Source organism: Pedobacter sp. GW821-FHT01D05 (assembly GCF_059422505.1).
This window is the reverse complement of the sequence record NZ_JBWKXA010000001.1, coordinates 1,518,822-1,542,065: the sequence shown is the minus strand read 5'-3', so window position 1 is coordinate 1,542,065 and position 23,244 is coordinate 1,518,822. Positions and strand designations below refer to the sequence as shown.

Below are 23,244 nucleotides of genomic sequence, written 5' to 3'. Positions count from 1 at the left end.
TTAAAGGCTTTTGTATCTAACAAACAAAACAAAATCGTAATGAAAAAAGTAATCTTCGCCTTACTGGGTGTTTTATCAATTGCATCAATTGCAAATGCGCAGCAGAAAAAAACCTCAGGAGCCATACAATTTGAAAATATTATCGATCCTGCAGCTATGGCTTCGGCAAGCGGTATCCAATTAACCGATCAGATGAAAGCCAGAATGCCCTCATCTAGCAAAAGCAACTTCGAGTTGTTATTTACGGCTACAAACGCCAGTTATATGCCAGTTGAAGAAACTGAAGACAGTAACGGAGCAGGTGGTGGCGGTGGCGGCATGGGTCGTATGATGATGCGGTTTGGTGGTGGCGGTGGTAACAGAGAATACTACTATACCTTTGCAGATAAGGGGCTTACAGAGGTTTTCGATTTGAACGATACCACTTATTACATGCCAAGTAAATTAACTTTATCTACTTCCGGACCAATTGGTTCTATGAGAATGGGTGGTAGAAATCCTAATGATACCACTAAAACAAAACCAGCTCCGGCACCAACCATCGAAGTGGTTAAAACAGATTCCACTAAACAGATTATCGGTTTTACCTGTCACCAGGCAATTATTAGATCTACAAGGGCTATTAAAATCTTAGATATGGATAAAAACGTAGTAGAAGAAACCAAAATCTGGTATACAAAAGATTTAGGCTTCGACTTTTCTCCGAATCCAAATATGTGGACAGAAGGTGCAGTTTTAGCGATCGAAGGTAGAGGTAACAGCTCAATTGCCAAAAGCATCGAGTATAGAAATGTAAGCGCAAAAGATGTAACCGCACCTAAAAAAGCAAAACTGATTACTGCTGAAGAGTATAAAACTAAAATGGAGAACATGATGAAACGTTTTAGACAGAACAGACCAGGTGGCGGTGGACAGGTAAGAACATTTGGAATAAATTAATCAAGACCACCATAATTATTTTATCTAGCCCTGAATTGTAAGCAATTCAGGGCTTTTTTTGTATCATTTTTGAAAAGGTTGGCTCTAGTTTTTGCATCTAAACTGAGAATAACTATTATTGGGATTAAATATAACCTAGCCAAAAGTGATTACTGCCGAAAACAAAACAGATTTATTAGCAACTAAACAACATTTCGAAATTTTAGATGGATTACGGGGCATAGCGGCCATTGTGGTGGTGATTTACCATTTTATGGAAATCGCTATTACCGATTACAATAAGAATTTTCTTTCACATGGTTTCCTTGCTGTAGACTTCTTTTTCTGTTTGTCGGGTTTTGTAATTGCCTATGCTTACGATACACGTGCAGAAAATATCGGACTGACACAGTTTTTTAAATTAAGGTTGATCCGTTTGCATCCCTTGGTGATTATTGGCTCAATTTTAGGATTGTTAACCTTTCTGTTCGACCCTTACAGTGATTTTTATGCTGTTTACGGCTTCGGAAAAACATTGTTGATGTTTTTGGCTTCTGCATTTTTAATCCCATATCCGGTTATGCCCGAGCGTTATACCAATCTATTCTGTTTAAATGCACCTGCCTGGTCTTTGTTTTGGGAATACGTGGCCAATATTTTCTATATCCTGGTACTTTACAGGTTGAATAAAAAAGTATTGCCGTTATTGGTTTTGCTTGGCGCAATAGGTATTTGTTATGTTGCTTTGAAAGTTCCCAATGGCAATTTAGGTGGCGGCTGGGGCGGACAAAACTTTTGGGATGGGGGAGTGAGGGTACTTTATTCTTTCTCGGCCGGAATGTTGGTTTATCGTTTCAACTGGATCATGGAAAATAAACTTGGCTTCCTGGGTTTGAGTTTACTCTTGCTTGTGGCTTTCCTTTTCCCTTATAGAGATGCATATAACTGGATTGCCGAACCCATAATTGTATTGTTTTATTTCCCGCTTTTAGTGGCTTTAGGTGCTGGGGCAGTAATTAGCGAACCTTTAAAGAAACTTTGCACCTTATCGGGAGAAATATCGTATCCGCTTTATATGACACATTATCCTTTCGTTTGGATATTTCTGACTTATGTTGCCGTGGTTAAACCCGCAATGTCGACCTTATGGGTGGTTATCCCAGTTTCGGTAACCCTGCTAGTGTTATTGGCTTATCTGATCATGAAATTTGTCGATATCCCATTGCGTAAATATTTGAAGGCTAAATGGCTATCAGTCTAACTTACATTTTTTTTTCCGCTGAAATACGGATTAACACCGCGTTATAGACTATAATGTATAAACACCCAGACTTAATTATTTGTGGCAATTTGTGCCTCTGTGGCTTATTTTATGTTGTTTTCCTGATTAAAAATCGTACCTTTGCACAAAATAAAATCACATTGTAGGTGATCTTTACTAACATTTTATAAAAATTAAATCATAGTTGTAGATGATTAACATTACTTTACCTGACGGTTCTGTCCGTCAGTATGAAAAGGGCACTTCTGCCCACCAAATTGCATTGTCAATTTCTGAGGGTTTAGCCCGTAACGTATTAGCCGCTGAGGTGAATGGCGAAGTTTGGGATTCAACCAGACCGATCGAATCTGATTCATCAGTAAAGTTATTGACCTGGAATGATACTGCCGGAAAATCGACTTTTTGGCATTCATCAGCTCACTTAATGGCCGAGGCTTTAGAAGCACTTTATCCGGGTACCAAATTTGGTATCGGTCCGGCAATCGAAACTGGTTTTTATTATGATGTAGACTTTGGCGACCGTGAATTTTCTTCGGATGATTTCAAAGCCATTGAAACCAAAATGATCGAACTGGCTAAACAAAAGGAAACTTTTGTGCGCGAAAGTGTGAGCAAAGCTGATGCGGTAAAATATTTTACTGAAAAAGGCGATGAGTATAAATTGGATTTAATCGATGGTCTTGAAGATGGTAAAATTACTTTCTATACTCAAGGTTCATTTACCGATTTATGTCGTGGTCCACATATTCCTAATACAGGTTTTGTAAAGGCAGTAAAACTGATGAATGTGGCTGGCGCTTACTGGCGTGGCGACGAAACCAAAAAACAGTTAACCCGTATTTATGGTGTAACTTTCCCTAAGGCGAGCGAGCTTACTGAGTATCTTTTAATGATCGAAGAAGCAAAAAAACGCGATCACCGTAAGTTAGGAAAAGAGTTAGAGTTATTTGCTTTCTCAGAAAAAGTAGGCATGGGCTTACCATTATGGTTGCCTAAAGGAACTGCCTTGCGCGAGCGTTTGGTAAACTTTTTAACTAAAGCACAGGCTAAAGCAGGTTATGAGCAAGTAGTAACACCACATATCGGACACAAAAATTTATACGTAACCTCAGGTCACTGGGAGAAATACGGTAAAGATTCGTTCCAACCGATTAAAACGCCACAAGAAGGAGAGGAGTTTTTCTTAAAACCGATGAACTGCCCTCACCACTGTGAGATTTACAAAACAAAACCACGTTCTTACAAAGATCTTCCGGTTCGTTTTGCCGAGTTTGGTACGGTTTACCGCTACGAACAAAGCGGCGAATTACACGGTTTAACCCGCGTACGTGGCTTTACTCAAGATGATGCTCACTTATTCTGTATGCCAGAACAAGTGAAAGAAGAGTTTAAAAAAGTAATTGATTTAGTGCTTTACGTATTTAAATCATTAGGTTTTGATAACTATACTGCTCAGGTTTCATTAAGAGATCCGGAAAACAAATCGAAATATATTGGTTCTGACGAAAATTGGAGATTATCTGAAAATGCCATTATCGAAGCAGCTGCAGAAAAAGGCTTAAATACTGTTGTAGAATATGGCGAAGCCGCTTTCTATGGCCCTAAGCTCGATTTTATGGTGAAAGATGCTTTAGGTAGGAAATGGCAGTTAGGTACTATTCAGGTTGATTATAATCTGCCGGAGCGTTTCGAACTGGAATACACTGGTAGCGATAACCAAAAGCACAGACCAGTAATGATCCACCGTGCACCATTTGGTTCATTAGAAAGATTTATTGCTGTTTTGATCGAGCATTGTGCCGGAAACTTCCCTTTATGGTTAAGTCCGGAACAATTTATTGTTCTTCCGATTTCAGAAAAATATGAAGAATATGCAAAAAAAGTTTTAGATGAACTAAATAATTCCGATATTCGCGGGCTGATTGACTTTCGTGATGAGAAAATCGGTCGCAAAATACGCGATTCGGAAGTTAAAAAGATCCCATACATGCTCATTATCGGTGATAAAGAAATGGCAGAAGGAAAAGTTTCTGTACGTAAACATGGTGAGGGAGATTTAGGCGAAATGACGTTGGAAGAGTTCAACAATTTATTAAGAAAAGAAATAACAGTTTAAATTAAATAGTACAAATTTGGCATTAGGAAGACCAGGATTTAACAGGGGACCACGTCCACCTTTTAAGAAAAAAGAAGCAGAGCATAACATTAATCAGTATATTAAATCGCCCGAAGTGCGTTTAGCTGGCGATAATGTTGAACCGGGGATTTATCCTTTGGCAAAAGCTTTGGCACTTGCTGATGAACTGGAATTGGATTTGGTAGAAATATCTCCAAATGCAGTACCACCAGTTTGTAGAATTATTGATTACAGTAAATTTGTTTACGAGCAAAAGAAAAAGCAGAAAGAAATTAAAGCTAATGCGAAACAAACTGTAATTAAGGAGATCCGTTTTGGTCCTAACACCAACGATCACGATTTCCAGTTTAAATTGAAGCATGCAGTAAGCTTTTTAGAGAACGGTGAGAAAGTTAGGGCTTACGTGCATTTTAAAGGTAGAGCAATTGTTTACAAAGAGCAGGGAGAAATTTTATTGTTAAAATTTGCCCAGGCTTTAGAAGATGTAGGAAAAGTAGAGTTGTTACCTAAGTTAGAAGGTAAACGTATGTTCCTGACAGTTGCGCCTAAAGTAGCAAAAAAATAAAAATAGGTTTATAAATTAAAAAACAGGTTATGCCAAAAATGAAAACCAATTCCAGTGCTAAAAAGCGTTTTTCGCTTACTGGAACAGGTAAAATCAAAAGAAACAACGCATACAAAAGTCACATCTTAACAAAGATGAGTACTAAACGTAAACGTGCCTTAGGTCAAGCAAGTATCGTATCTGATGCTGATATGGGTAACGTTAAACGTATGCTTTGTATCGGAAAGTAATTTATTAATTCACCAGGTATCAGGCTTTAAGTTTCCGGTTAAACGGAACGCCGCTTGCCAAAAAACAACAACAACATGCCACGTTCGGTAAACGCAGTAGCTTCGAGAAGAAGAAGAAAAAAAATCCTTAATCTAGCCAAAGGCTATTGGGGAGCAAGAAGTAAGGTTTATACTGTTGCTAAAAACACAGTAGAAAAAGGTTTGCAGTATGCATACCGTGACCGTAAAGTTAAGAAAAGAGAATTCCGCGGATTATGGATCCAACGTATTAATGCAGGTGCTCGTCAGCACGGTATTTCTTACTCTCAATTAATTGGTAAACTAGCTTCTAAAGAAATCGGTTTAAACCGTAAAGTATTGGCTGATTTAGCGATGAATCACCCTGAAGCTTTCAAAGCTGTAATTGATGCAGTAAAATAGAAATTTTCGCTTAAGCGATAATCATATTTTAAAAAGGTCCCGATGTAAATCGGGACCTTTTTTTTGTTGTTTGGTTTTTGAAGATCTAGTACAATCCCAATTCTGCAAGACTGGCAAACTGTAGGCCATCCTGTGCTGAATTTAAAATAACTTTAAAATACTGGAATGTTTTGGCGCTACCAAAATCAAAGTACTGTGCACCATTTACATTTTGGGCCACATAGTTACTAACCGAAGTAAAGTTTACGCCGTCTGTACTCGTTAATAGTTCAAAGTTTTTCACAGCCCTACTCAAACCGCTTCTTTGTGTTAAACTTAAACCACTTGCCGTTTTTGAAGCTCCTAAATTGATCACTATAGTATGTGGATAGCTTGTTGCCGAGCTGCTCCATCTCGAATGCCAGTAAGTACTTGCGTTTCCGTCGATTAATCTGATCGCCCTGCCATTTGTAGCACCTTCGCCACTGGTTTCTTCCGAACTAAAAGATGCAATACTCCATCCTGTTTTGTTTAACTCATTTTTAGTAGAAAAGTTAAGTACAGGTAAGCCTCCTGAAAAAGTATAGGCATAGATCTGTTCGGTTACAGTTCCATTGTCGTGTACCAATTTAACCTTCAGTTCGTATGGAATACCATCAGCTTTTTCCTGGAGATCGGCAATTGGCATTTCCACCCTAAAACTGTCAGTTCCTATTTTCTTCGATTCCCAGGTAATGGCGTTATAATCTTTATTTACACCAGTACCCTCGTTATTTACATTGGGATCATTATAATATAAAATGCTGGTTACATTACCGGTTGAAGTAAATTTTCCGGATACCACTATAGAAGCTAAAGTGCTGGAATAGCTGGCGTATATTTTATTAATGCTGCTGGTTACCGAACCGTAGTAGGTACTGGCGTTATTATTGAAAACCTGATTGGCATTTAAAATAGCTGCGTCTGCAGCAGTTAAAAATGTAGGGCTTTTTCCTAAGGTTCCATTACCGGCCCACATTAATGCCATACCTAAAGTTGAGTTTTCAGAAACTTTCTGTCTGTTGTGCGGTAAATTTAATCCATGGCCAAGCTCATGTACCATGCCTCCAAACCAAACACTGAAGCGATTGCCAACGGTAGTGCTTAAGCCAAGATTTGCAATATCCATTTCTTCATAATCTAAAGCATAACACCATCTGCCGGTACCATAAAACGGACCTCCGCTTGGTGTTCCATTCGAACCGATAGAATACCTTGGAATAATGATCAAAGTATGATCACTGGTTTTATCTGCGGGGTGTGCAGCAAAATAAGCGTTTACCTCGCTGGCTACTGCGCCACTACCTCCAGAGTATGGATAACTCGCTTTTGGCAACGTTCCTCTAATGGTTAGGATTTTTACATTTCCTGTGCCGTCATCAGCAAGGCCAAATGTTTTGTTGCCATAACCATTGCGGTTCATTTCTTGTTTGTACCAGTCTTGTGTCCATAATAAAAGATCGCTTAATCTTTTTCTATAACCCGCAAGGGTATCGAGATCGTTAGGTACAAAATACACAATATTTACATTGCGGCTTTGGGTAATGATGTTGGTTGTAGCCAGTTTTTTGTTAATAGAGAAGGTTTTTTCCTCTTGTTGCAATACTTCGGCCTTTTTACAAGATAGGGCGAACAGGCAGGCACAGAATAGCCCTGTTAAAAGTAGACTGTTTTTTTTCATAAGATAATTTTAGGTTTAGGGTTGATAATATTTGGAATTGGTTGTTGTTGCTTTTTTATATGCTGCGCCCAGCCCCTTTACTCCACCAGAATTTGCCAGTCTTGGCCACTGTTCCAAACCTTAAAAAGAGCGTATAGTAAATAGATTTTTACCTTATCTGAATTTAAGTTACAAACAAACTTATAAGTAAGGTTGAATTAAAACCGCGCAAACGTTTGTGTGGGATGAAATGTAATAAGCTTGAATGGTGTAGTAGAAGTGCAGTTTGGTTAGGTTTTACGGCTATTTGATTGATTATTTAAAATAACCTTAAGATTTATGAAGCGCAAACGTTTGTTCGGCTTGTATTAAGCAATAGGTGTCTGAGTAAGTTTAGGTTTACGATAGCTGTAAGGGTAAGATTAGCCTAACAAATTACTGTAGATTAATTGCTTTATGCTGTACAGAAGAGTTTTTACGCTGAGTTGTAGAGTGGGGAAAGGGGCATGAAAAAGCGACCTGATGCGGAAATCTCGGGTCGCTGTATATTTTTTAACTCTGATCGTCAGTACTTGCATCCGGAGCATTCTTTTGAACCGATTCGATGCCATTATCTCTGGCTGCAATACTTTCGTACATTTCACTGGAGCCAATAATCTGACCATTTGTAGCCTTTAAACTGAAATGGTACTTGCCGTTAGACGATGTCTTTTTCTCAAATCTGGAATCATCCTGTACATTTTTTTTAACAGATTCGATTCCATTTTCGCAGCTCGATTTGGCCGAATAGCCTTCGCTGGTTAAAATGGTCTTACCATTGTTGGCTTTAAGATTAAACTGGAATTCTCCATTTGATCTTTTGGTAATTACAAATTTTCCCATAGCTCTGGTTTTTAACTTAAGTAATTGGTTAGTAGACTTATATTGTATAAGTTTATTCTTAAAGTTATTAAAGTTTGTAACCAATTACAATAAGCAGACAAGAGAATTAATGATAATTTAACCCAGGCTATTGGTAAATTTCATGCGGATGCCACTTTGAAAATTCTGGATAATTTTAAAAATTTCGATTAAGGTTACTTTCTCAATTTTGGTTAAACTATCAATTTCGATAAAGTTGTTGGGTGCTGCCTGATCCTTGATAATCAGATTAGCCTGATGTTTCAATCTCAAGCCCATCAAATAATAATAAGATTGTGAAAGTTCGTTAAACTGTTCTTCGCTAAAAACACCAAGTTCTCTCAAGGCTTTTAAACGTTCGCCTGTATTTTCTTTTTGAAAAATTCTGTTCTGTAATGCATAAACCCTTGCCAGATCTACAATAGGGGTCATGGCTGTTTTAATATCGAATACCTCTTTTTTATGGATTTTTTGCGTTCTTATATTTCTAAAATAGGTGAGCGGTGGCTCATAAAGTAAGGCATTTTTGGCTAGGTATACGTAGAATTTTTCGATGGGTTTCTGCAGTTCTTCATCAACAAAAGACCGTAAACTTTCCATAATGGTTAAATCGCCATAAATGGCCCTGCAATCGAAAAAAGCTGCAAATTTTACGGCAGCTTCGGGCAGAGCTTCTTCTATCCAGTTTTTATAATTATATTTCCAGTGCGATAGCGAATGCGTCCAGTTTGGATTAGTAGCCATATAATCACCATCGCAGTATACAAAACCAACAAAATTTAATTTATCCGAAACCTGGGTCGCCAGGTCTAGAAAGTAAGAACGTACAGCAGCTCTTTTATCCTCTCCGGTATCTTCGTAAATAATGGCATTATCCTGATCGGTTTTTAGGCTAAGCTCTTTTCTTCCTTCGCTACCCAAAACCATAAATACAAATTTTGCAGGTGGTGGACCCAATTTGGCAATTACGTCTTCAATAATTTTAAAGGAAATGGTATCGGCAATAGTAGTTACCACCTCGTTTACAATTTTCGAATGAACGCCTCTAGCCAATAATTGCGATACAATGCCCGGTACTTTCTGCCATTTTAATTTTAAATCGCCTGTATTTACAGCCGATTTTACTGATTGGATAAAAACCAACGGAGATTCTGCCTGCTCGCTTAAAAGGCGGTTCCTGCTTAAAAAGCCAACATAATTACCATTGTCGTTTACCAATAAATAGCGCGACTTTTTGCTGAACATCATCAATATCGCTTCATACACATAAGCATCTGGAGTTATGGTAACAATATTAGTATCCATAACCTCGTCAATTGGCAAATTTGAATTCAGTTGTTTGGCAATTACATTATCCCTTAAAGTAATATCGGTTACGAAGCCCAGATAAACATCCTGATCATTTTTAATAAAAAGGCAACTGGTTTTCTGTTCTGACATTTTAATTGCGGCTTCAAAAATAGGTGTGCCTGGGCTGCAACTCACTATCTTCTTGAAAGTAATGTCTCCAATACGGGCAGTATAAATTTGATCGGTTAGTTTATCTTCCATTAAAAAATCCCTGTAAAATTCTTTTAAATGAAAATTCTTTCGTTGTTTTCTTTTCCAGGTTAAAAGTATGCGCCTGGTTGTAGGCTGAAGTTAAGCTAATTTTGCCTGTTTTTAAAAGATGGAAGAAAATCTTTGCGGTGTTTAGTGTATCAGATAAAGCATTGTGCGTATTTTCGGGAGCTTCATTAAATAAAATGGTGTAAAATTTATCCAGCTTTAAATGACTGATGACTGTATTGGTGATGTAAGGTGCGCTTGCCTTCATTGTACAGAAAAACGTCAGGTTTTTAAAAATGTTTTCCTTTCCTATGCGATATAATTCAACATTAACCATATGATAATCGAGCTCAATAAAATGCCCGATCACTAAAGGCTGATATTTTTCTATATCTTCAGAAAACTGCAACATCACTTTTTCTTTGTTTTCGCCATGTGTATGCAGATATTCAGGGCTAATTTTGTGGATTTTTAAGGCGGCTTTATTAATAGTGAAATCGGTATTTTTAATGTAGTGATTCTCCCGCTTAATTTCCTGATAAGATTGATCATAAATAATCCAGGCAATTTGGACAATATGTGGCCAGTTCTTTTCTTTAGAATAAGGCGCCTTCCAATTTTTAGGCAGACCTGAGGTTTCGGTATCAACAACTAGGAAGTATTCTTGCAATTTTAAAGTGGTTAGAAGATTGAACTATTTCAAAGGTAATTATTTAACAATATAAACTGTAACTATTCATATATCCTTTAATAAAGGCGATCGTAAATAATGCGCTTTTTATTTGTTAAAGTGAAAGATTAACACTTATTTGGTGTTAAAAATTTAATTAAAATATGCGCTCTCTATTATTTAGCTGCTTAGCCAGTATATTGTGCCTTAGTTCTGCTTTTGCCCAGGAAAAGCTTGGAGAAAACATGCATTTCAAAAAACTTGATAACGGTTTGGAAGTGCTCGTGGTTGTAGACCGGACAGTGCCGCTGGTGACCATCGAAATGGCCTGTAGAAATGGTTCTTTTACCGAAACCGACGAATTTAACGGCTTAAGTCACCTTTACGAACATTTATTCTTTAAGGCTAATAAAGATTATCCCGATTTCGAACGTTTAAATTCGAGAATGAACGATCTTGATATCAATTCGAATGCCACTACGCGAGAAGAAGTGGTGAATTATTTTTTTACGCTTCCTGCTGCTAATTTAAAACCCGGATTAAGCTTAATGAATTCCTCTATCCGTTATCCAAAGTTCATAAAAGAAGATATGGCTTTGGAAAATGAAGTGGTAAACGCTGAATTTACAAGGCACGAATCGAGTCCGGTATTTGCTTTGATAGAGGCCAATTCTAGACATATGTGGGGCGCAAATTATTCCCGTAAAAACGTAATCGGTAGCCATGAGGTAATTCTATCAGCAACTCCATCAAAAATGGATTCCATTAAAAATAAATATTACTGGCCAAATAATTCTGTTCTGGTAATTGCCGGTGATGTTAAAGTTGATGAAGCTTTTAGTTATGTAAATTCTGTTTTTGGAAGCTGGAAACGATCGCCATTTGATCCTTTTGTGAAATGGCCGGTCCCTGAGTTTAAACCGCTTCAAAAAAACGATTATTATTTTGTAGAATCGAATAAAAGTCCTGTTCCATTTATGCTGTTTAGCTGGCATGGTCCAGATACCAGAAACGATATTCCTGCCACCTATGCTGCTGATGTTTTTTCTTTCATCGTGAATCAAAACGGTTCTAAAATGAAACAGGCGCTTATTAATTCAGGGTTAGCCCAACAGGCAGATGTGAATTATTATACGCAAAAATATACCGGCCCAATTAGTTTAATGGTGAGTCCTAATCCGGCAAAAATAAATGAATGTTACCAGGAGGTGCTGAAGCAAATTTCGCTTTGGGCCAATGAAGATTATTTGTCTGATCTACAGATTGAAAGAGCCAAAAGGTTATTATCTATAGAACAGGTAGAAAGGAGAGAGGTTACTTCTGATTATGCACATCTACTTTCCTTCTGGTGGGCTTCGGCATCGATTGATTATTATACGCACTATGAAGAAAATGTAAATAAAGTAACAAGAAAGGATTTACTCGATTATGTGCGCAAGTATATTAAAGATAAACCTTATTGCGCTGGCCTGATGATGGATAAAGCAGGTATGAACGAAGTGAAGCCAGAAACATTTTTTAAATCACCCAAATAACCTAACGCTCGATGAAAAGATTCACATTTTTTATAAACTTTATCTTAGTTTTTCATATTGCAAACGCGCAAACCAAGGCCATTTCATTTGATGTAAATGGTTTAAAGGTAATTCTAAAACCTACCCAGAAGGAAACAGTTAGTATGAGCATGTTTTTTAGAGGTGGGGTAATGAATTATAATGCGGAAAGGGCTGGAATTGAAAACCTGGCTTTGGCATCTGCCGCTACCTGTGGTACTAAAAATTACAGTGTTGTCGATTATCAGGAGTTGGCCGATGAATATGGTATTAATATTTCTGGTTCATCTAGCACTGATTATGGTACCATTAGCATGGATTGCATTGCTAAGTATCTTGATCAGGGCTGGAAACTTTTCTCAGATGCTGTAATTAATCCGGCTTTTGATAAAACAGAGTTTCAAACCACCAAAGAACGTATGATAACGGGAATTTACCATAGTCAATCTGATCCTGAAACAAGAGTTGAGCAATTGAGCATGGAAAGCATGTTTAAAGACTCTCCTTACAGCATTAATCCTTTAGGCACAAGTAAAACTTTAGGTGGTTTTACAGCTGAAATGGTTAGCAATTATTACCATAACGAATTATTGAACAAGAATAAAATGTTTTTGGTCGTGGCAGGAAACATTACAAAAGAAGAACTTGAAAAGAAAATTCAAACTTCTTTTAGTACCCTTAAAGGAAAAGCTTACACACCACCGGTTTACGATCGTAAGACTTTAACAGGGGAGCATTTGGTAATCGAACAAAGGGATATTGCCACCAATTACATGAGTTGTATTATGAATGCCCCAACCATGACTAACGCCGATTATTATGCTTTTGTGCTAGCAATTAATGCATTAAGTGGTACTATGAATTATGAACTGAGAACTAAACTGGGTTTATCATATGCGCCGGGTGCAACCGTTAAAATACAACAGATTCCATATACTTCTATGTTTGTAAGTACCACTCAACCTAAAAAAGCTTTTAAAGCGATGATTACAGTATACAACAACATTAAAGAAGGAAAGTATGGTGAACGTTATCTTGAGGCATTAAAAAAAGAGCATCGCGATAGATACTATAGGCATCAGGAAAGCGCAAGTTCAATTGTAAAAGATTTAGGTGAAGCTGAAGTGCTGGGCGATTATAGTATTACGGAGAATATGGTCGCTAATTTTAACAAGGTAAGCTTGCAGAACATGAAAGATTCTTTCGCAAAATATTTAAAAGGTGCCATTTGGATATACTTAGGGGATGAACAGGTAGGCAGAGCAGCTTTTCAGTAGCTCTTTTGGTCGTCATTTCGAGCGAAGTGCAACGCAGCCGAGAAATCTGTTAGATAGATCTCTCCATTTCGCTGCGCTTCAGTCGAGATGACGACTTTTTCTATTTTATTACATTATTTACCAATCAACAAAAATGCAACTGCAGCTAATACCGAGCCGATTATCGGTCCAATAATAGGTACCCAGGCATAACCCCAGTCGCTACTTCCTTTTCCTTTCATTGGAATTAAAAAGTGAACAATCCGGGGCCCCAAATCTCTTGCCGGATTAATGGCATATCCGGTTGTTCCGCCTAAAGCCAAACCAATTACCCATACTAAAAAAGCTACCGGGATGGCACCCATTGAGCCTAAGCCAATAGGGGTGGTAACCGTTTCTTTAGTGCCCATACTGGCATCAGTAAAATAAAAGATCACAAAGATTAAAACGAAAGTGCCTATAATTTCTGATACCAAATTTGACGATATATTTCTAATCGCCGGAGCGGTTGCGAAGGGAGCCGCCTTTAAACCTTGATCATCTGTAGCATCGAAATGATCTTTGTAAATAAGCCAAACCAGAAAAGAGCCTGTCATGGCACCGGCCAGCTGTGCAATAATATAAAATGGAACCAGTGCCCAGCTGAAGCCTTTCCCGATGGCAAGTCCGAGGGTCACAATTGGATTTAAGTGCGCTCCGCTGTAAGGACCTGCTACCACAACGCCAACGAATACGGCAAGTGCCCAGGCTGTTGTAATTACAATCCAACCACTATTGTTGCCTTTAGTACCTTTAAGTACTACGTTAGCCACTACACCATTTCCTAAAAGAATCATTAGTGCAGTACCAATAAATTCTGCGAGATATACATTCATATAATTAAATTCTTATCCGATTAAAATTGTTCAATTAGTCTTCTGCATTTACCCTGGCCGCCTTTATTGCTCTATTCCAGCCCTTTATTCTTTCCGTATTATCAATTCCCTTCTCCGCAACAAAAGTTTTGTTGATTTTCCATTGCGAACGGATCTGATCGATGCTTTTCCAGAAACCTGTGGCTAGTCCGGCAAGGTATGCAGCCCCAATAGCAGTAACTTCGGTTACATCTGGTCTGATTACTTTACAGTTTAACAGATCGGCCTGAAACTGCATTAATAAATCGTTGGCCGTAGCACCACCATCTACCCTTAATTCGGCAATATTTACGCCGGCATCTGCTTCCATGGCTTTCAAAACATCCATGGTCTGATAGGCAATGCTTTCTAAAGCCGCCCTTGCAATATGCGATTTGTTTGTACCGCGTGTTAATCCCGTTATGGTGCCACGAGCATGTTGGTCCCAATGCGGGGCACCTAAGCCTGCAAAAGCAGGAACAACATAAACCCCATCGGTATCTTTTACTTTTTTAGCTAAGGTTTCTACATCTGCCGATTTAGAAATGAGTCCCATTTCATCGCGAAGCCATTGTACAACCGCACCGCCAATAAAAATACTCCCTTCTAACGCGTAATTTACCTCACCATTAATCTGCCAGGCAATAGTAGTTAATAGATTATTCGCTGATATTTTTGGCTTCGATCCGATATTCATTAGCATAAAACAGCCTGTACCATAGGTGTTTTTTACCATCCCGGTTTCGGTGCACATTTGTCCGAATAAAGCAGACTGCTGATCGCCAGCTATACCTGCAATAGGGATTTTTGCGGCCAATATGCGTCCTGCGGTTTCTCCATAAACTTCGCTTGATGATTTTACTTCAGGGAGCATGGCTTTTGGTATCGAAAAAAGCTCAAGCAATTCGTCGTCCCAGCTTAGGGTGTGGATGTTGTAAAGCATCGTCCGCGAGGCATTACTTACATCGGTTACATGTTTTTCGCCTGCTGTTAATTTCCAGATTAACCAGGTATCGATGGTTCCGAAAGCAAGTTTTCCGGCTTCAGCTTTTTCCCTTGCCCCGGCAACATTTTCTAAGATCCATCTGGCCTTAGTAGCCGAGAAATAGGAGTCTATAATCAGCCCGGTTTTTTCCTGTATTTTATTGGCCAGTCCTTGTGCTTTAATTTCATCGCAATAAGCAGAAGTGCGCCTGTCTTGCCAAACAATGGCATTGTAAATCGGTTGTCCGGTTTCTTTATCCCAAACCACAGTGGTTTCGCGCTGATTGGTAATGCCAATAGAATCGATATCGCCTACGGTTAAGCCTGCTTTAACAATTACTTCTGTTACAACAGCCAATTGTGTCGACCAGATTTCCATCGGATCGTGCTCTACCCAGCCGGCTTTGGGATAAATCTGTGTGAATTCTCGTTGTGCAATGGCAACAATTTCGCCATTGTGATTAAAAATAATTGCTCTCGAACTTGTGGTTCCCTGATCGATAGACAAGATGTATTTACTCATAATTAGGAATTTGGTTAGTTGGCTAAAGCCGATTCGGTTATTTTAGATGTTGAATGATAAATATAACCGTCGGCTAATTTATTAAAAGTTTCGATTTGGTTAATTTCCCAGTTTTTATCAGCAGATAATTCTTTGGCCAGGAGCGAAGCTACTCTAGGTGCCATATCTTTGGATGCCTGTGCATTAATAAACAGTATCCTTAGTCTTCTGCTCAAAATATCTTCTACTGTTTCGGCCATTTCGTTTCGTGCAGACCAAAGCACTTCGGCTTCTGTATAAGGAAATGCAGGATGTAATTTATTGCCAAGACTTGAATCTTGTGCAATTAAAGCTTCAATTTTACTGCGATCCGATCCATAGATAGCCAAATGACTATCAGTGGCAGTGGTTAAACTACCATGTATGCTTAAATTTTGGGTTACGCATGCTTTCGGTTCTAAACCCGCATGGGTAATGGCTAAATCAACGGTTTCTTCTGCCATTCGGCGATAGGTGGTCCATTTGCCACCGGTAATGGTAATCAATCCCTTCGCAGAGACAATAAGTTTATGGTCTCTGCTAATTTCTTTTGTACTATTTCCATCTCCGTTGGTAGGAGCAGCCAAAGGGCGTAAACCTGAGAATACACTTAAGATATCTTTTTCCATGGGTTTGCGGTTAAAATAACTCGCCGCTGTACTCATAATAAAATCGACCTCTTCTTTTAATGCCCTGGGTTCTAAACTATGTTCGTTTAACGGGGTGTCTGTTGTACCCACCAGTAAATGTTCGTGCCATGGAACGGCGAATAAAACACGTCCATCAGAGGTTTTTGGTATCATCAGGGCCGATTCACTGTTTAAAAAGCTTTTGTCTAACACCACATGTACACCTTGGCTGGGGCGTACCATTTTTTTTGAATTCGGGTTGTTCATTTGAAGGATGTCATCTACAAACACACCTGTTGCATTAATTACTATTTTGCCAATATATTTAACTCTTGCACCGGTTAAAGCATCTTCTGTTTCAATACCTGTAACCTTATCGCCGCTTTTTAACAAGCTGGTTACCTTGGTATAGTTCAATAATGAGGCACCGTTTTCAATAGCGGTTTGTGCAATATTTACCGCTAAACGGGCGTCATCAAACTTTCCATCGTAATACCTGATGCTTCCTTTTAATCCCTTTTCTTTAATGCCAGGCATCATGGTTAAGGTTTCTCTTTTAGAGAAAAACTTAGATTTGCCGAAGCTATATTTGCCTGCCAGCCAATCGTAAAGCGTAAGTCCTGTTAAATATTTTATAACAGAGAACCAATCGTAACAGGGAATCAGAAATTCTTCCTTATTTACCAGATGTTTTGCGTTTTGTTGTAATAGGCCACGTTCTTTTAAGGCATGTTTTACTAAGCCGATATCGCCCTGCGCAAGGTAGCGAACGCCACCGTGTACCAGTTTAGTACTCCGGCTCGACGTTCCTTTGGCAAAATCAGATTGTTCTACCAATAAAGTTTTAAAGCCCCGGCTTGCAGCATCCAATGCAGTACCCAAACCTGTAGCACCTCCGCCAATAATAATGAAGTCCCAATTTATGTTTTCTGTTAGATGATGCGCGTGTAATCTTTCCATTTAAATTTGTAAAAATAATAAAACGAAACAATACGCAATTATAAGAAATCATAATCGAAATAATATAATATGCGTGTTAAAAATTTATTAAATATTTGTGCAAAATATTTTAAAGAATGTTTTTATTGCTAATTTGCAGCACGCTAATTAAATATACTATGATGAATTTGGCTGAGAGGCACCAGTTTATATTAAGTCGCCTGCAACGTGATCAATACATAAATGTAGTCGATTTATGTAAGGAGTTGAAAGTTTCGTCTGTAACAATAAGAAAGGACTTAAAACTACTTGAAGATAAGAGCCTGTTATTTAGGACCCATGGAGGTGCTACTGTAAACAATCCATACACGGTAGACCGTCCGGTTAATGAGAAAGAGAAATTACAATCTACAGAAAAGAACAAAATAGGTATTGCTGCTGCTGCATTGCTAAATGATAATGATTCTATTGTTATTGCATCGGGTACTACAGTGCTTTATTTTGCCAAGAATATTGCGCCAGCAACAAATTTAACCGTTGTAACTTCTGCGTTAAATGTAGCGCTCGAATTAATGCGCGAACCTAGTATTGAAGTAATACAATTAGGTGGATTGCTTAGGAAAAGTTCTTCATCGGTAATGGGTGCTTATGCAGAACAGGTTTTGCAGGATTTTTATTTTAATAAACTATTTCTAGGTGTTGATGGGATTGATCTTGATTTTGGATTAACCACAACTAATGCCATGGAAGCACATTTAAACCGCAAAATGATCGGTGCATCACAAAAAACGATTGTACTTGCCGATTCTACTAAATTTGGGAAAAGGGGCTTTGGAAAGATATGTGGATTAGAAGAAATTGATCATATTATTACCGATAAAGGAATTTCTGAACAAATTGTTAAACATTTAGAGAGTTTAGGTGTTACTGTTACTATCGTATAGCGCATTCCACGCGAACGGTATATCCCAAACATTATAATTTGAACATGGAAAGAAAACGAATACACATTTTAGAGGATGATCAGGAGATCAGAAACGTTATTGAAATTCTATTAAAAGATGAGGGTTTCGAATTGCAGCTTTCATCATCATTTGCTGAGTTAAAGAAAAATATCCAGGATGCAATGCCTGATCTTTTTTTACTTGACGTAATGTTACCCGATGGAAACGGAGCAGAGATTTGTGAAGATTTAAAAACTGATATTTTTACTAAACACATCCCAATTATTGTAATGTCAGCACAGAATAATAGCGAACAGAAAGCTATTGATGCATTTGCTGATGATTATATCAGTAAACCTTTTGATATTGATGATGTTTTAGCCCGCATTAATGCACAGCTGAAAAGAAGTGCAGAAAATAGAACTAAAGTTTAATTACGGCTATCCTAAATAAAAAAGGGAAGTCAATTTTTTGACTTCCCTTTTTTATGAATAAAACATTTGCTAAGTCTGCTTAACATCCTGTGTTTTGTTAAACATCACAAAACGTTTAGAGTCTCCTATGCGTTGTGGCACTGTGCCGTTAGATACAATAGCGTAATCTTCTGTATTTTTGTTAATAAAAACGCCAGCACCAATAATGTTGTGGCCTCCAATGGTAATATCTTCCTTAACCGCAGAATTAATTCCTAAAAAAGAATTATTACCAACAGTTACATTGCCCGCTAATATATTACCAGATAGCAAAACATTATCTCCTAAGGTAGAGTGGTGGCCAATCCGTGCGCCGATAAGCATACAATTATTGCCTATGGTTACAAAAGGCTGTATATCACAGCACTGATCGATAAAAGTATTGTGTCCAAATACCAGGTCAGACCATATATTGGCTTTTGAAGAAATATAATTTGCAAAACTATAGCCAGATTCACTTACCCTATGGTATACATTTTCTCTGGTGCTGTTTCTACCAATGGCAACATGTATTTTATGGGTTTCTGGAGGGAAATCTTTAATCACCTGTGCGAAGCTTAAGATGGGTAAGCCCAGTAGTGTGTTGCCCGCAGGGGGCACATAGGCATCGTCAACACAAAAGGCAACAACGTTGTAATCGCTGTCATTCATAAAAGAATAACAGATAAATTCAGCCATTTTTCCAGTTCCATAAATAATAACTTTCATATTTCATTCTTTGTTTTTAGGTTAGTTACGAATTTATACATAAAACAGGCTTTTAAACCCTTTAAAAGCATACTGTACACATTTTGCTAATCCAGGTTTACAGCATTCACAGTTGCGCATTTTCTTGCTTTTTAACCCGATTTAAAGGTATATGGCTTTTATGTTAATCGTTTTATCTGGGCGGATGGCTACCGGCAAACAACTGCAGATGAAATCTCAATACTGCGAGGTAAAATGTTAGTTGGAGTTCATTAAAAATATATTGTAAAATAAGTTGCACAGAAAGATGCGAAGCGCAACGTATTGGCTGCTGATTAAGGAAAAATAATCCATTGATCCACTAATTTAAGTTTGGTGATCAGCGGTTTTGCTTTGAAATTTTATAAAAATCATTTTATACCCCCTATAAATTGTAGTATTAAATAGCTTTTTGAAATGTTAAAACATTTTCTGATGTTTTTTGAGTTTTACCGATTAAGATCTCGCCAAAAACCAGGCATTTTTGAGTGAAAATACCGCCAAAATATTATACATGTTCTGCGTTGTAAAATTTACAAATGATGTGCAATTTATGAGCACAGTAGCGAAGATGCTGTGCATGCTGGTCATATTTTATACAATTTAAATACAACCCCCATCCGACTATAAAACATTGATGCTTAATTGCATAGCTTAGTTCTCAATAAATCGAAATAAAAAACTAAACATTACTTAAGCTATGAAGAAAGTAATATTATTTATCGCAATATATACAAGTATTATCACCGGATGCGCTCCCAGAAGAGATCTTGTATACTTTAGTAACCTGGCTAAACAAACTAGCGAAGTGAAGCTCCAAGGTCAGGATGTTAAAATTCAGCAAAACGATCTTTTAAGCGTAAGCATAAACAGCTTAAATCAAGAGTCGAATGTTTTATTTGCTGTTAATACCCGAAATGCAGGTTCTGAAAACAATTATAAAGTAGATGGTTACCGTGTAAGTAAAGACGGAATGATTAATCTGCCTGTTGTAGGTAACGTTCGACTGGAAGGTTTAACCATTGAGCAGGCGCAAGCTACCATTTCGAAAGAATTAGATAAGTATGTTAAAAAGCCGGTAGTTGATGTTCAATTGGTCAATTTTAAAGTAACAGTTATTGGTGAAGTAAACCGACCATCAACCTTTACTGTACAGGGAGATAATATTAACCTCTTAGAAGCATTGGGAATGGCGGGCGATATGACCGTTTATGGCAAAAGGGAAAATATTTTAGTAATCAGGCAGCAGGATGGTCAAAGGGTAATGAAAAGACTCAACCTAAACAATCAGGATGTGATGGATTCCCCATTCTTTTACCTGAAACAAAACGATGTAGTGTATGTAGAACCAGATAAATCAAAAGCAATTGAATACAGTCCGAATACACGCATTATGCCAGTGGTAATTGCATCAATATCTGCAGTAGCAGTATTGATCACAGCTGTTCTTCGTCGATAAACGTCTCTTAAAACATGATATCATGCTTAAACAAAGTATAAATGGTGGCGCAAAAGATTTTGCAGAAACTATGACAAGATTTGCCAGAAACTGGCACTATTTCTTAATCAGTATCATTATTTCCATGGCTGCAGTATATGCTTTTATATACGTTACCCCACCAAAATATAAAGTGAGCAGTACACTTTTAATCTCTGATGATAAAAATGGTGCAGCAATGTCTAATAGTACCGCTTTCAGTGATCTTAATATGTTTCAAACGGTTAAAACGGTTGATAATGAAATTGAGATCTTACGGTCGAGAGATTTGATTTTTAAAGTATTAAAAAAACTAAATCTAGAAACTGCTTACTTTAAAAAAGAGGGGATTAGAGAAAAAGAGCTTTATGGAAAAACTTCCCCACTTGTAGTCACCGCTATTAGTTTTAAGAATGGTGCTTACGGAAGAAAAATTAACGTTTCTTATCTGGATGAAATCTCATATATCATTCAGGACAGCTTAAAAACAAATATTGTAAAGTATGGCGATACCATTAATAATAAAAACTACGCAATTAAAATAGATAAAGGACCGGCATATAAAACTGAATTTGGCAAAATCAGACTTCAGTTTAAAAATCTATATAAAATGACAGAGGCTTATAACCTGACTTCATTAAAGATAGTTCCGGTTGTTAAAGATGCCAATACCATTACCATTAGTTTAAACGATGTGGTTCCGCAACGGGGAATAGATATACTTAACGACTTGATTGAAACTTATAACATCAATAACGTTAATAATAAAAATACCATTGCCCGTAACACCATTAAATTTATCGATAACCGCCTAAAATACCTGGTTGCAGATCTTTCCGGTACCGAGGAGGATGTGGAGAGCTACAAACAGCAAAACCGTGTTACTGATGTTAATATGGATGCGCAGATGAATGCTGCACGCTCAGGGCAGTACAATCAGTTATTGGAAGAATCGTCCGTACAACTGAGGTTATTACGGTCTATCGAAAATTATTTCAGAGGTAAACAAAGTCAATATAACCTGGCACCAAGTGCAATGGGCTTAAAAGACCCGATTTTGAATTCATTGATTTCAAAATTTAACGATCTTCAATTGGAAAGAAATAGGATGTTACGTACCGCTAATGCAGAAAATCCTTTGGTACTAAACCTTAACGAGCAGATAGCGACCTTAAAAACCAATATTTTAGAAAACTTATCCAGTATTAAACAAGGCTTTGTTATCGAAAGAAACAACCTGAGCGCAAACTACGCTCAATTCGACAATAAAATAAAATCTGTACCTACTATAGAGCGTGGCTTATTAGAAAGAAGCCGTGAACAAAGTGTAAAATCGGGTTTATATAAATATTTGCTCCAAAAAAGAGAGGAAACTGCTCTATCGCTTTCTGCAACCGTTCCAACTTCGCAAGTGGTAGATAAACCGGCTTACAACACCACACCTAATAGCCCTAAGCAACCACTTTTATACCTGTGCGGATTCATATTTGGGTTTTTGGTACCAGCTGGAGTAATTTATGGCAAAGGATTTTTTAACAATAAGGTACAAGATGCCAGCACTATTGAATTAACCGGTGCCAAAATGCTTGGCGAACTTTCTCATAACCTCGATAAAAGCACTATCGTTTTTCAAAAAGACAACCGTTCTACTATATCAGAGTTGTTTAGGTACATCAGAATGAATTTAGGACTAATGTCTAACAATATCGAAAACAAGGTAATGTTGGTTACCTCAAGTATGAAAGGGGAGGGTAAAACATTCTTTAGCGTAAATCTGGCTACTACATTAGGTATGCTTGATAAAAAAGTTGTTGTGCTGGAGTTCGATCTAAGAAAACCTGACCTCTTGAATAAAGTTGGCTTAAAGCAAACTAATGGGTTAACCGACTATTTAATTGGTGAGTCTGTGTTAGATGATATAATTAAACCCACTAGTGTCTCAGATAATATATGGGTTATTGGATGCGGTCAATCACCTGAAAACCCTGCAGAAGTAATGATGAGTCCTAAAATGGATCTGTTGTTTGATGAGCTGAAAGAGAGGTTCGATTACATTATTATCGATACCTCGCCTGTTGGCCAGGTGGCTGATGCTTTTAGTTTGGCAGAATATGCTGATGTAAGCATTTACCTGGTGCGATATAACTACACTAATAAATACCAATTGGCCATATTGAAAGACATTTGCGAAAACAATAAGCTTAAAAATCCGATGGTTGTTTTTAACGATGCCAAACGGGAGAAAAGCCAAAAATATAGCTACGGTGGTTACGGTTATGCCATGGCAAACTAAATCTACCTTGTTTTAAAAGAGAATACTTTGCCCTTTACCAAATAAACGTCCCCAAACGATTTAATCCTGTTTACAAACAATAAGGCCGAGATGCTTAAACTGCGCATCGATTTAAGGCATTATCAGCTTGCAAACAACTCTTAATTAGATTGCCCATTTGCCCAAAAAGCAAAATAAGATTTAAAAAT

20 protein-coding genes are annotated in these 23,244 nt (G+C 37.7%); 12 read left to right on the top strand and 8 right to left on the bottom strand.

What is annotated here, in order from left to right:
* Nucleotides 1-39: 39 nt before the first annotated feature.
* The 6 genes from AC07VK_RS06270 to rplT all read left to right on the top strand — a co-directional run bounded on the left by AC07VK_RS06270 (nt 40) and on the right by rplT (nt 5,552).
* Nucleotides 40-939, top strand: coding sequence for a hypothetical protein (locus AC07VK_RS06270; RefSeq protein WP_492959105.1), 900 nt, complete (start codon nt 40-42; stop codon nt 937-939).
* A 145-nt stretch (nt 940-1,084) separates the two neighbouring features.
* Complete coding sequence (locus tag AC07VK_RS06265) at nt 1,085-2,179, top strand: acyltransferase family protein (protein ID WP_492952228.1); 1,095 nt, start codon at nt 1,085-1,087, stop codon at nt 2,177-2,179.
* Between the two features lie 211 nt (nt 2,180-2,390).
* Nucleotides 2,391-4,316 carry a threonine--tRNA ligase gene (thrS, locus tag AC07VK_RS06260; protein ID WP_057934170.1) on the top strand — a complete coding sequence of 642 codons (1,926 nt, stop codon included), beginning with the start codon at nt 2,391-2,393 and terminating at the stop codon, nt 4,314-4,316.
* Nucleotides 4,317-4,332: 16 nt separating this feature from the next.
* Nucleotides 4,333-4,902: a translation initiation factor IF-3 gene (gene infC / locus AC07VK_RS06255; protein ID WP_051691975.1), complete on the top strand. Its 570-nt coding sequence runs from the start codon at nt 4,333-4,335 to the stop codon at nt 4,900-4,902.
* A 29-nt stretch (nt 4,903-4,931) separates the two neighbouring features.
* Nucleotides 4,932-5,132 carry a 50S ribosomal protein L35 gene (gene rpmI / locus AC07VK_RS06250; protein ID WP_029279105.1) on the top strand — a complete coding sequence of 67 codons (201 nt, stop codon included), beginning with the start codon at nt 4,932-4,934 and terminating at the stop codon, nt 5,130-5,132.
* A 75-nt stretch (nt 5,133-5,207) separates the two neighbouring features.
* Nucleotides 5,208-5,552, top strand: a complete 345-nt coding sequence (gene rplT, locus AC07VK_RS06245; protein WP_025144714.1) for a 50S ribosomal protein L20 — start codon at nt 5,208-5,210, stop codon at nt 5,550-5,552.
* Nucleotides 5,553-5,637: 85 nt separating this feature from the next.
* Here the strand turns inward: rplT and AC07VK_RS06240 are convergent, their stop codons facing one another.
* The 4 genes from AC07VK_RS06240 to AC07VK_RS06225 all read right to left on the bottom strand — a co-directional run bounded on the left by AC07VK_RS06240 (nt 5,638) and on the right by AC07VK_RS06225 (nt 10,348).
* Nucleotides 5,638-7,251 (bottom strand): discoidin domain-containing protein, encoded by a 1,614-nt coding sequence (locus tag AC07VK_RS06240; RefSeq protein WP_492959103.1) that lies wholly within the window; start codon nt 7,249-7,251, stop codon nt 5,638-5,640.
* A 531-nt stretch (nt 7,252-7,782) separates the two neighbouring features.
* Nucleotides 7,783-8,112, bottom strand: a complete 330-nt coding sequence (locus AC07VK_RS06235) for a YegP family protein (RefSeq protein ID WP_492959101.1) — start codon at nt 8,110-8,112, stop codon at nt 7,783-7,785.
* 117 nt (nt 8,113-8,229) lie between these two features.
* A complete protein-coding gene (locus AC07VK_RS06230; RefSeq protein ID WP_492959099.1) occupies nt 8,230-9,681 on the bottom strand; it encodes a DUF294 nucleotidyltransferase-like domain-containing protein in 1,452 nt (483 codons plus the stop codon).
* Complete coding sequence (locus tag AC07VK_RS06225) at nt 9,671-10,348, bottom strand: 3'-5' exonuclease (protein ID WP_492959097.1); 678 nt, start codon at nt 10,346-10,348, stop codon at nt 9,671-9,673. The genes AC07VK_RS06230 and AC07VK_RS06225 overlap by 11 nt, the downstream gene beginning before the upstream one ends.
* A 245-nt stretch (nt 10,349-10,593) precedes the next feature.
* Between AC07VK_RS06225 and AC07VK_RS06220 the strand changes: the two genes are divergently transcribed.
* Together AC07VK_RS06220 and AC07VK_RS06215 are read left to right on the top strand one after the other, a co-directional pair.
* A complete protein-coding gene (locus tag AC07VK_RS06220) occupies nt 10,594-11,883 on the top strand; it encodes a M16 family metallopeptidase (protein ID WP_494939788.1) in 1,290 nt (429 codons plus the stop codon).
* A gap of 11 nt (nt 11,884-11,894) precedes the next feature.
* A complete protein-coding gene (locus AC07VK_RS06215) occupies nt 11,895-13,178 on the top strand; it encodes a M16 family metallopeptidase (RefSeq protein ID WP_492959093.1) in 1,284 nt (427 codons plus the stop codon).
* Nucleotides 13,179-13,291: 113 nt separating this feature from the next.
* Here the strand turns inward: AC07VK_RS06215 and AC07VK_RS06210 are convergent, their stop codons facing one another.
* The 3 genes from AC07VK_RS06210 to AC07VK_RS06200 are packed head-to-tail and all read right to left on the bottom strand — an operon-like array spanning nt 13,292 to nt 17,164.
* Nucleotides 13,292-14,032, bottom strand: coding sequence for an MIP/aquaporin family protein (locus tag AC07VK_RS06210; protein ID WP_492959091.1), 741 nt, complete (start codon nt 14,030-14,032; stop codon nt 13,292-13,294).
* A gap of 34 nt (nt 14,033-14,066) precedes the next feature.
* Nucleotides 14,067-15,557: a glycerol kinase GlpK gene (gene glpK, locus AC07VK_RS06205; protein WP_492959089.1), complete on the bottom strand. Its 1,491-nt coding sequence runs from the start codon at nt 15,555-15,557 to the stop codon at nt 14,067-14,069.
* A 14-nt stretch (nt 15,558-15,571) separates the two neighbouring features.
* Nucleotides 15,572-17,164, bottom strand: a complete 1,593-nt coding sequence (locus AC07VK_RS06200) for a glycerol-3-phosphate dehydrogenase/oxidase (RefSeq protein ID WP_492959087.1) — start codon at nt 17,162-17,164, stop codon at nt 15,572-15,574.
* A gap of 158 nt (nt 17,165-17,322) precedes the next feature.
* Here AC07VK_RS06200 and AC07VK_RS06195 point away from each other — a divergent pair, with 158 nt between their 5' ends.
* Together AC07VK_RS06195 and AC07VK_RS06190 are read left to right on the top strand one after the other, a co-directional pair.
* On the top strand, nt 17,323-18,087 hold the full coding sequence (locus AC07VK_RS06195) for a DeoR/GlpR family DNA-binding transcription regulator (RefSeq protein WP_492952239.1): 765 nt from the start codon (nt 17,323-17,325) through the stop codon (nt 18,085-18,087).
* 44 nt (nt 18,088-18,131) lie between these two features.
* Entirely contained in the window at nt 18,132-18,521 is a 390-nt protein-coding gene (locus AC07VK_RS06190; RefSeq protein WP_492952240.1) for a response regulator transcription factor, read from the top strand.
* 69 nt (nt 18,522-18,590) lie between these two features.
* Here the strand turns inward: AC07VK_RS06190 and AC07VK_RS06185 are convergent, their stop codons facing one another.
* Nucleotides 18,591-19,268 (bottom strand): acetyltransferase, encoded by a 678-nt coding sequence (locus AC07VK_RS06185; RefSeq protein ID WP_492959085.1) that lies wholly within the window; start codon nt 19,266-19,268, stop codon nt 18,591-18,593.
* A 718-nt stretch (nt 19,269-19,986) separates the two neighbouring features.
* On the opposite strand from AC07VK_RS06185, the gene AC07VK_RS06180 reads away from it, so the two are divergent.
* Together AC07VK_RS06180 and AC07VK_RS06175 are read left to right on the top strand one after the other, a co-directional pair.
* Nucleotides 19,987-20,745: a polysaccharide biosynthesis/export family protein gene (locus tag AC07VK_RS06180; RefSeq protein WP_492959083.1), complete on the top strand. Its 759-nt coding sequence runs from the start codon at nt 19,987-19,989 to the stop codon at nt 20,743-20,745.
* A gap of 22 nt (nt 20,746-20,767) precedes the next feature.
* Nucleotides 20,768-23,056, top strand: a complete 2,289-nt coding sequence (locus AC07VK_RS06175; RefSeq protein WP_492959081.1) for a GumC family protein — start codon at nt 20,768-20,770, stop codon at nt 23,054-23,056.
* Nucleotides 23,057-23,244 lie beyond the last annotated feature (188 nt).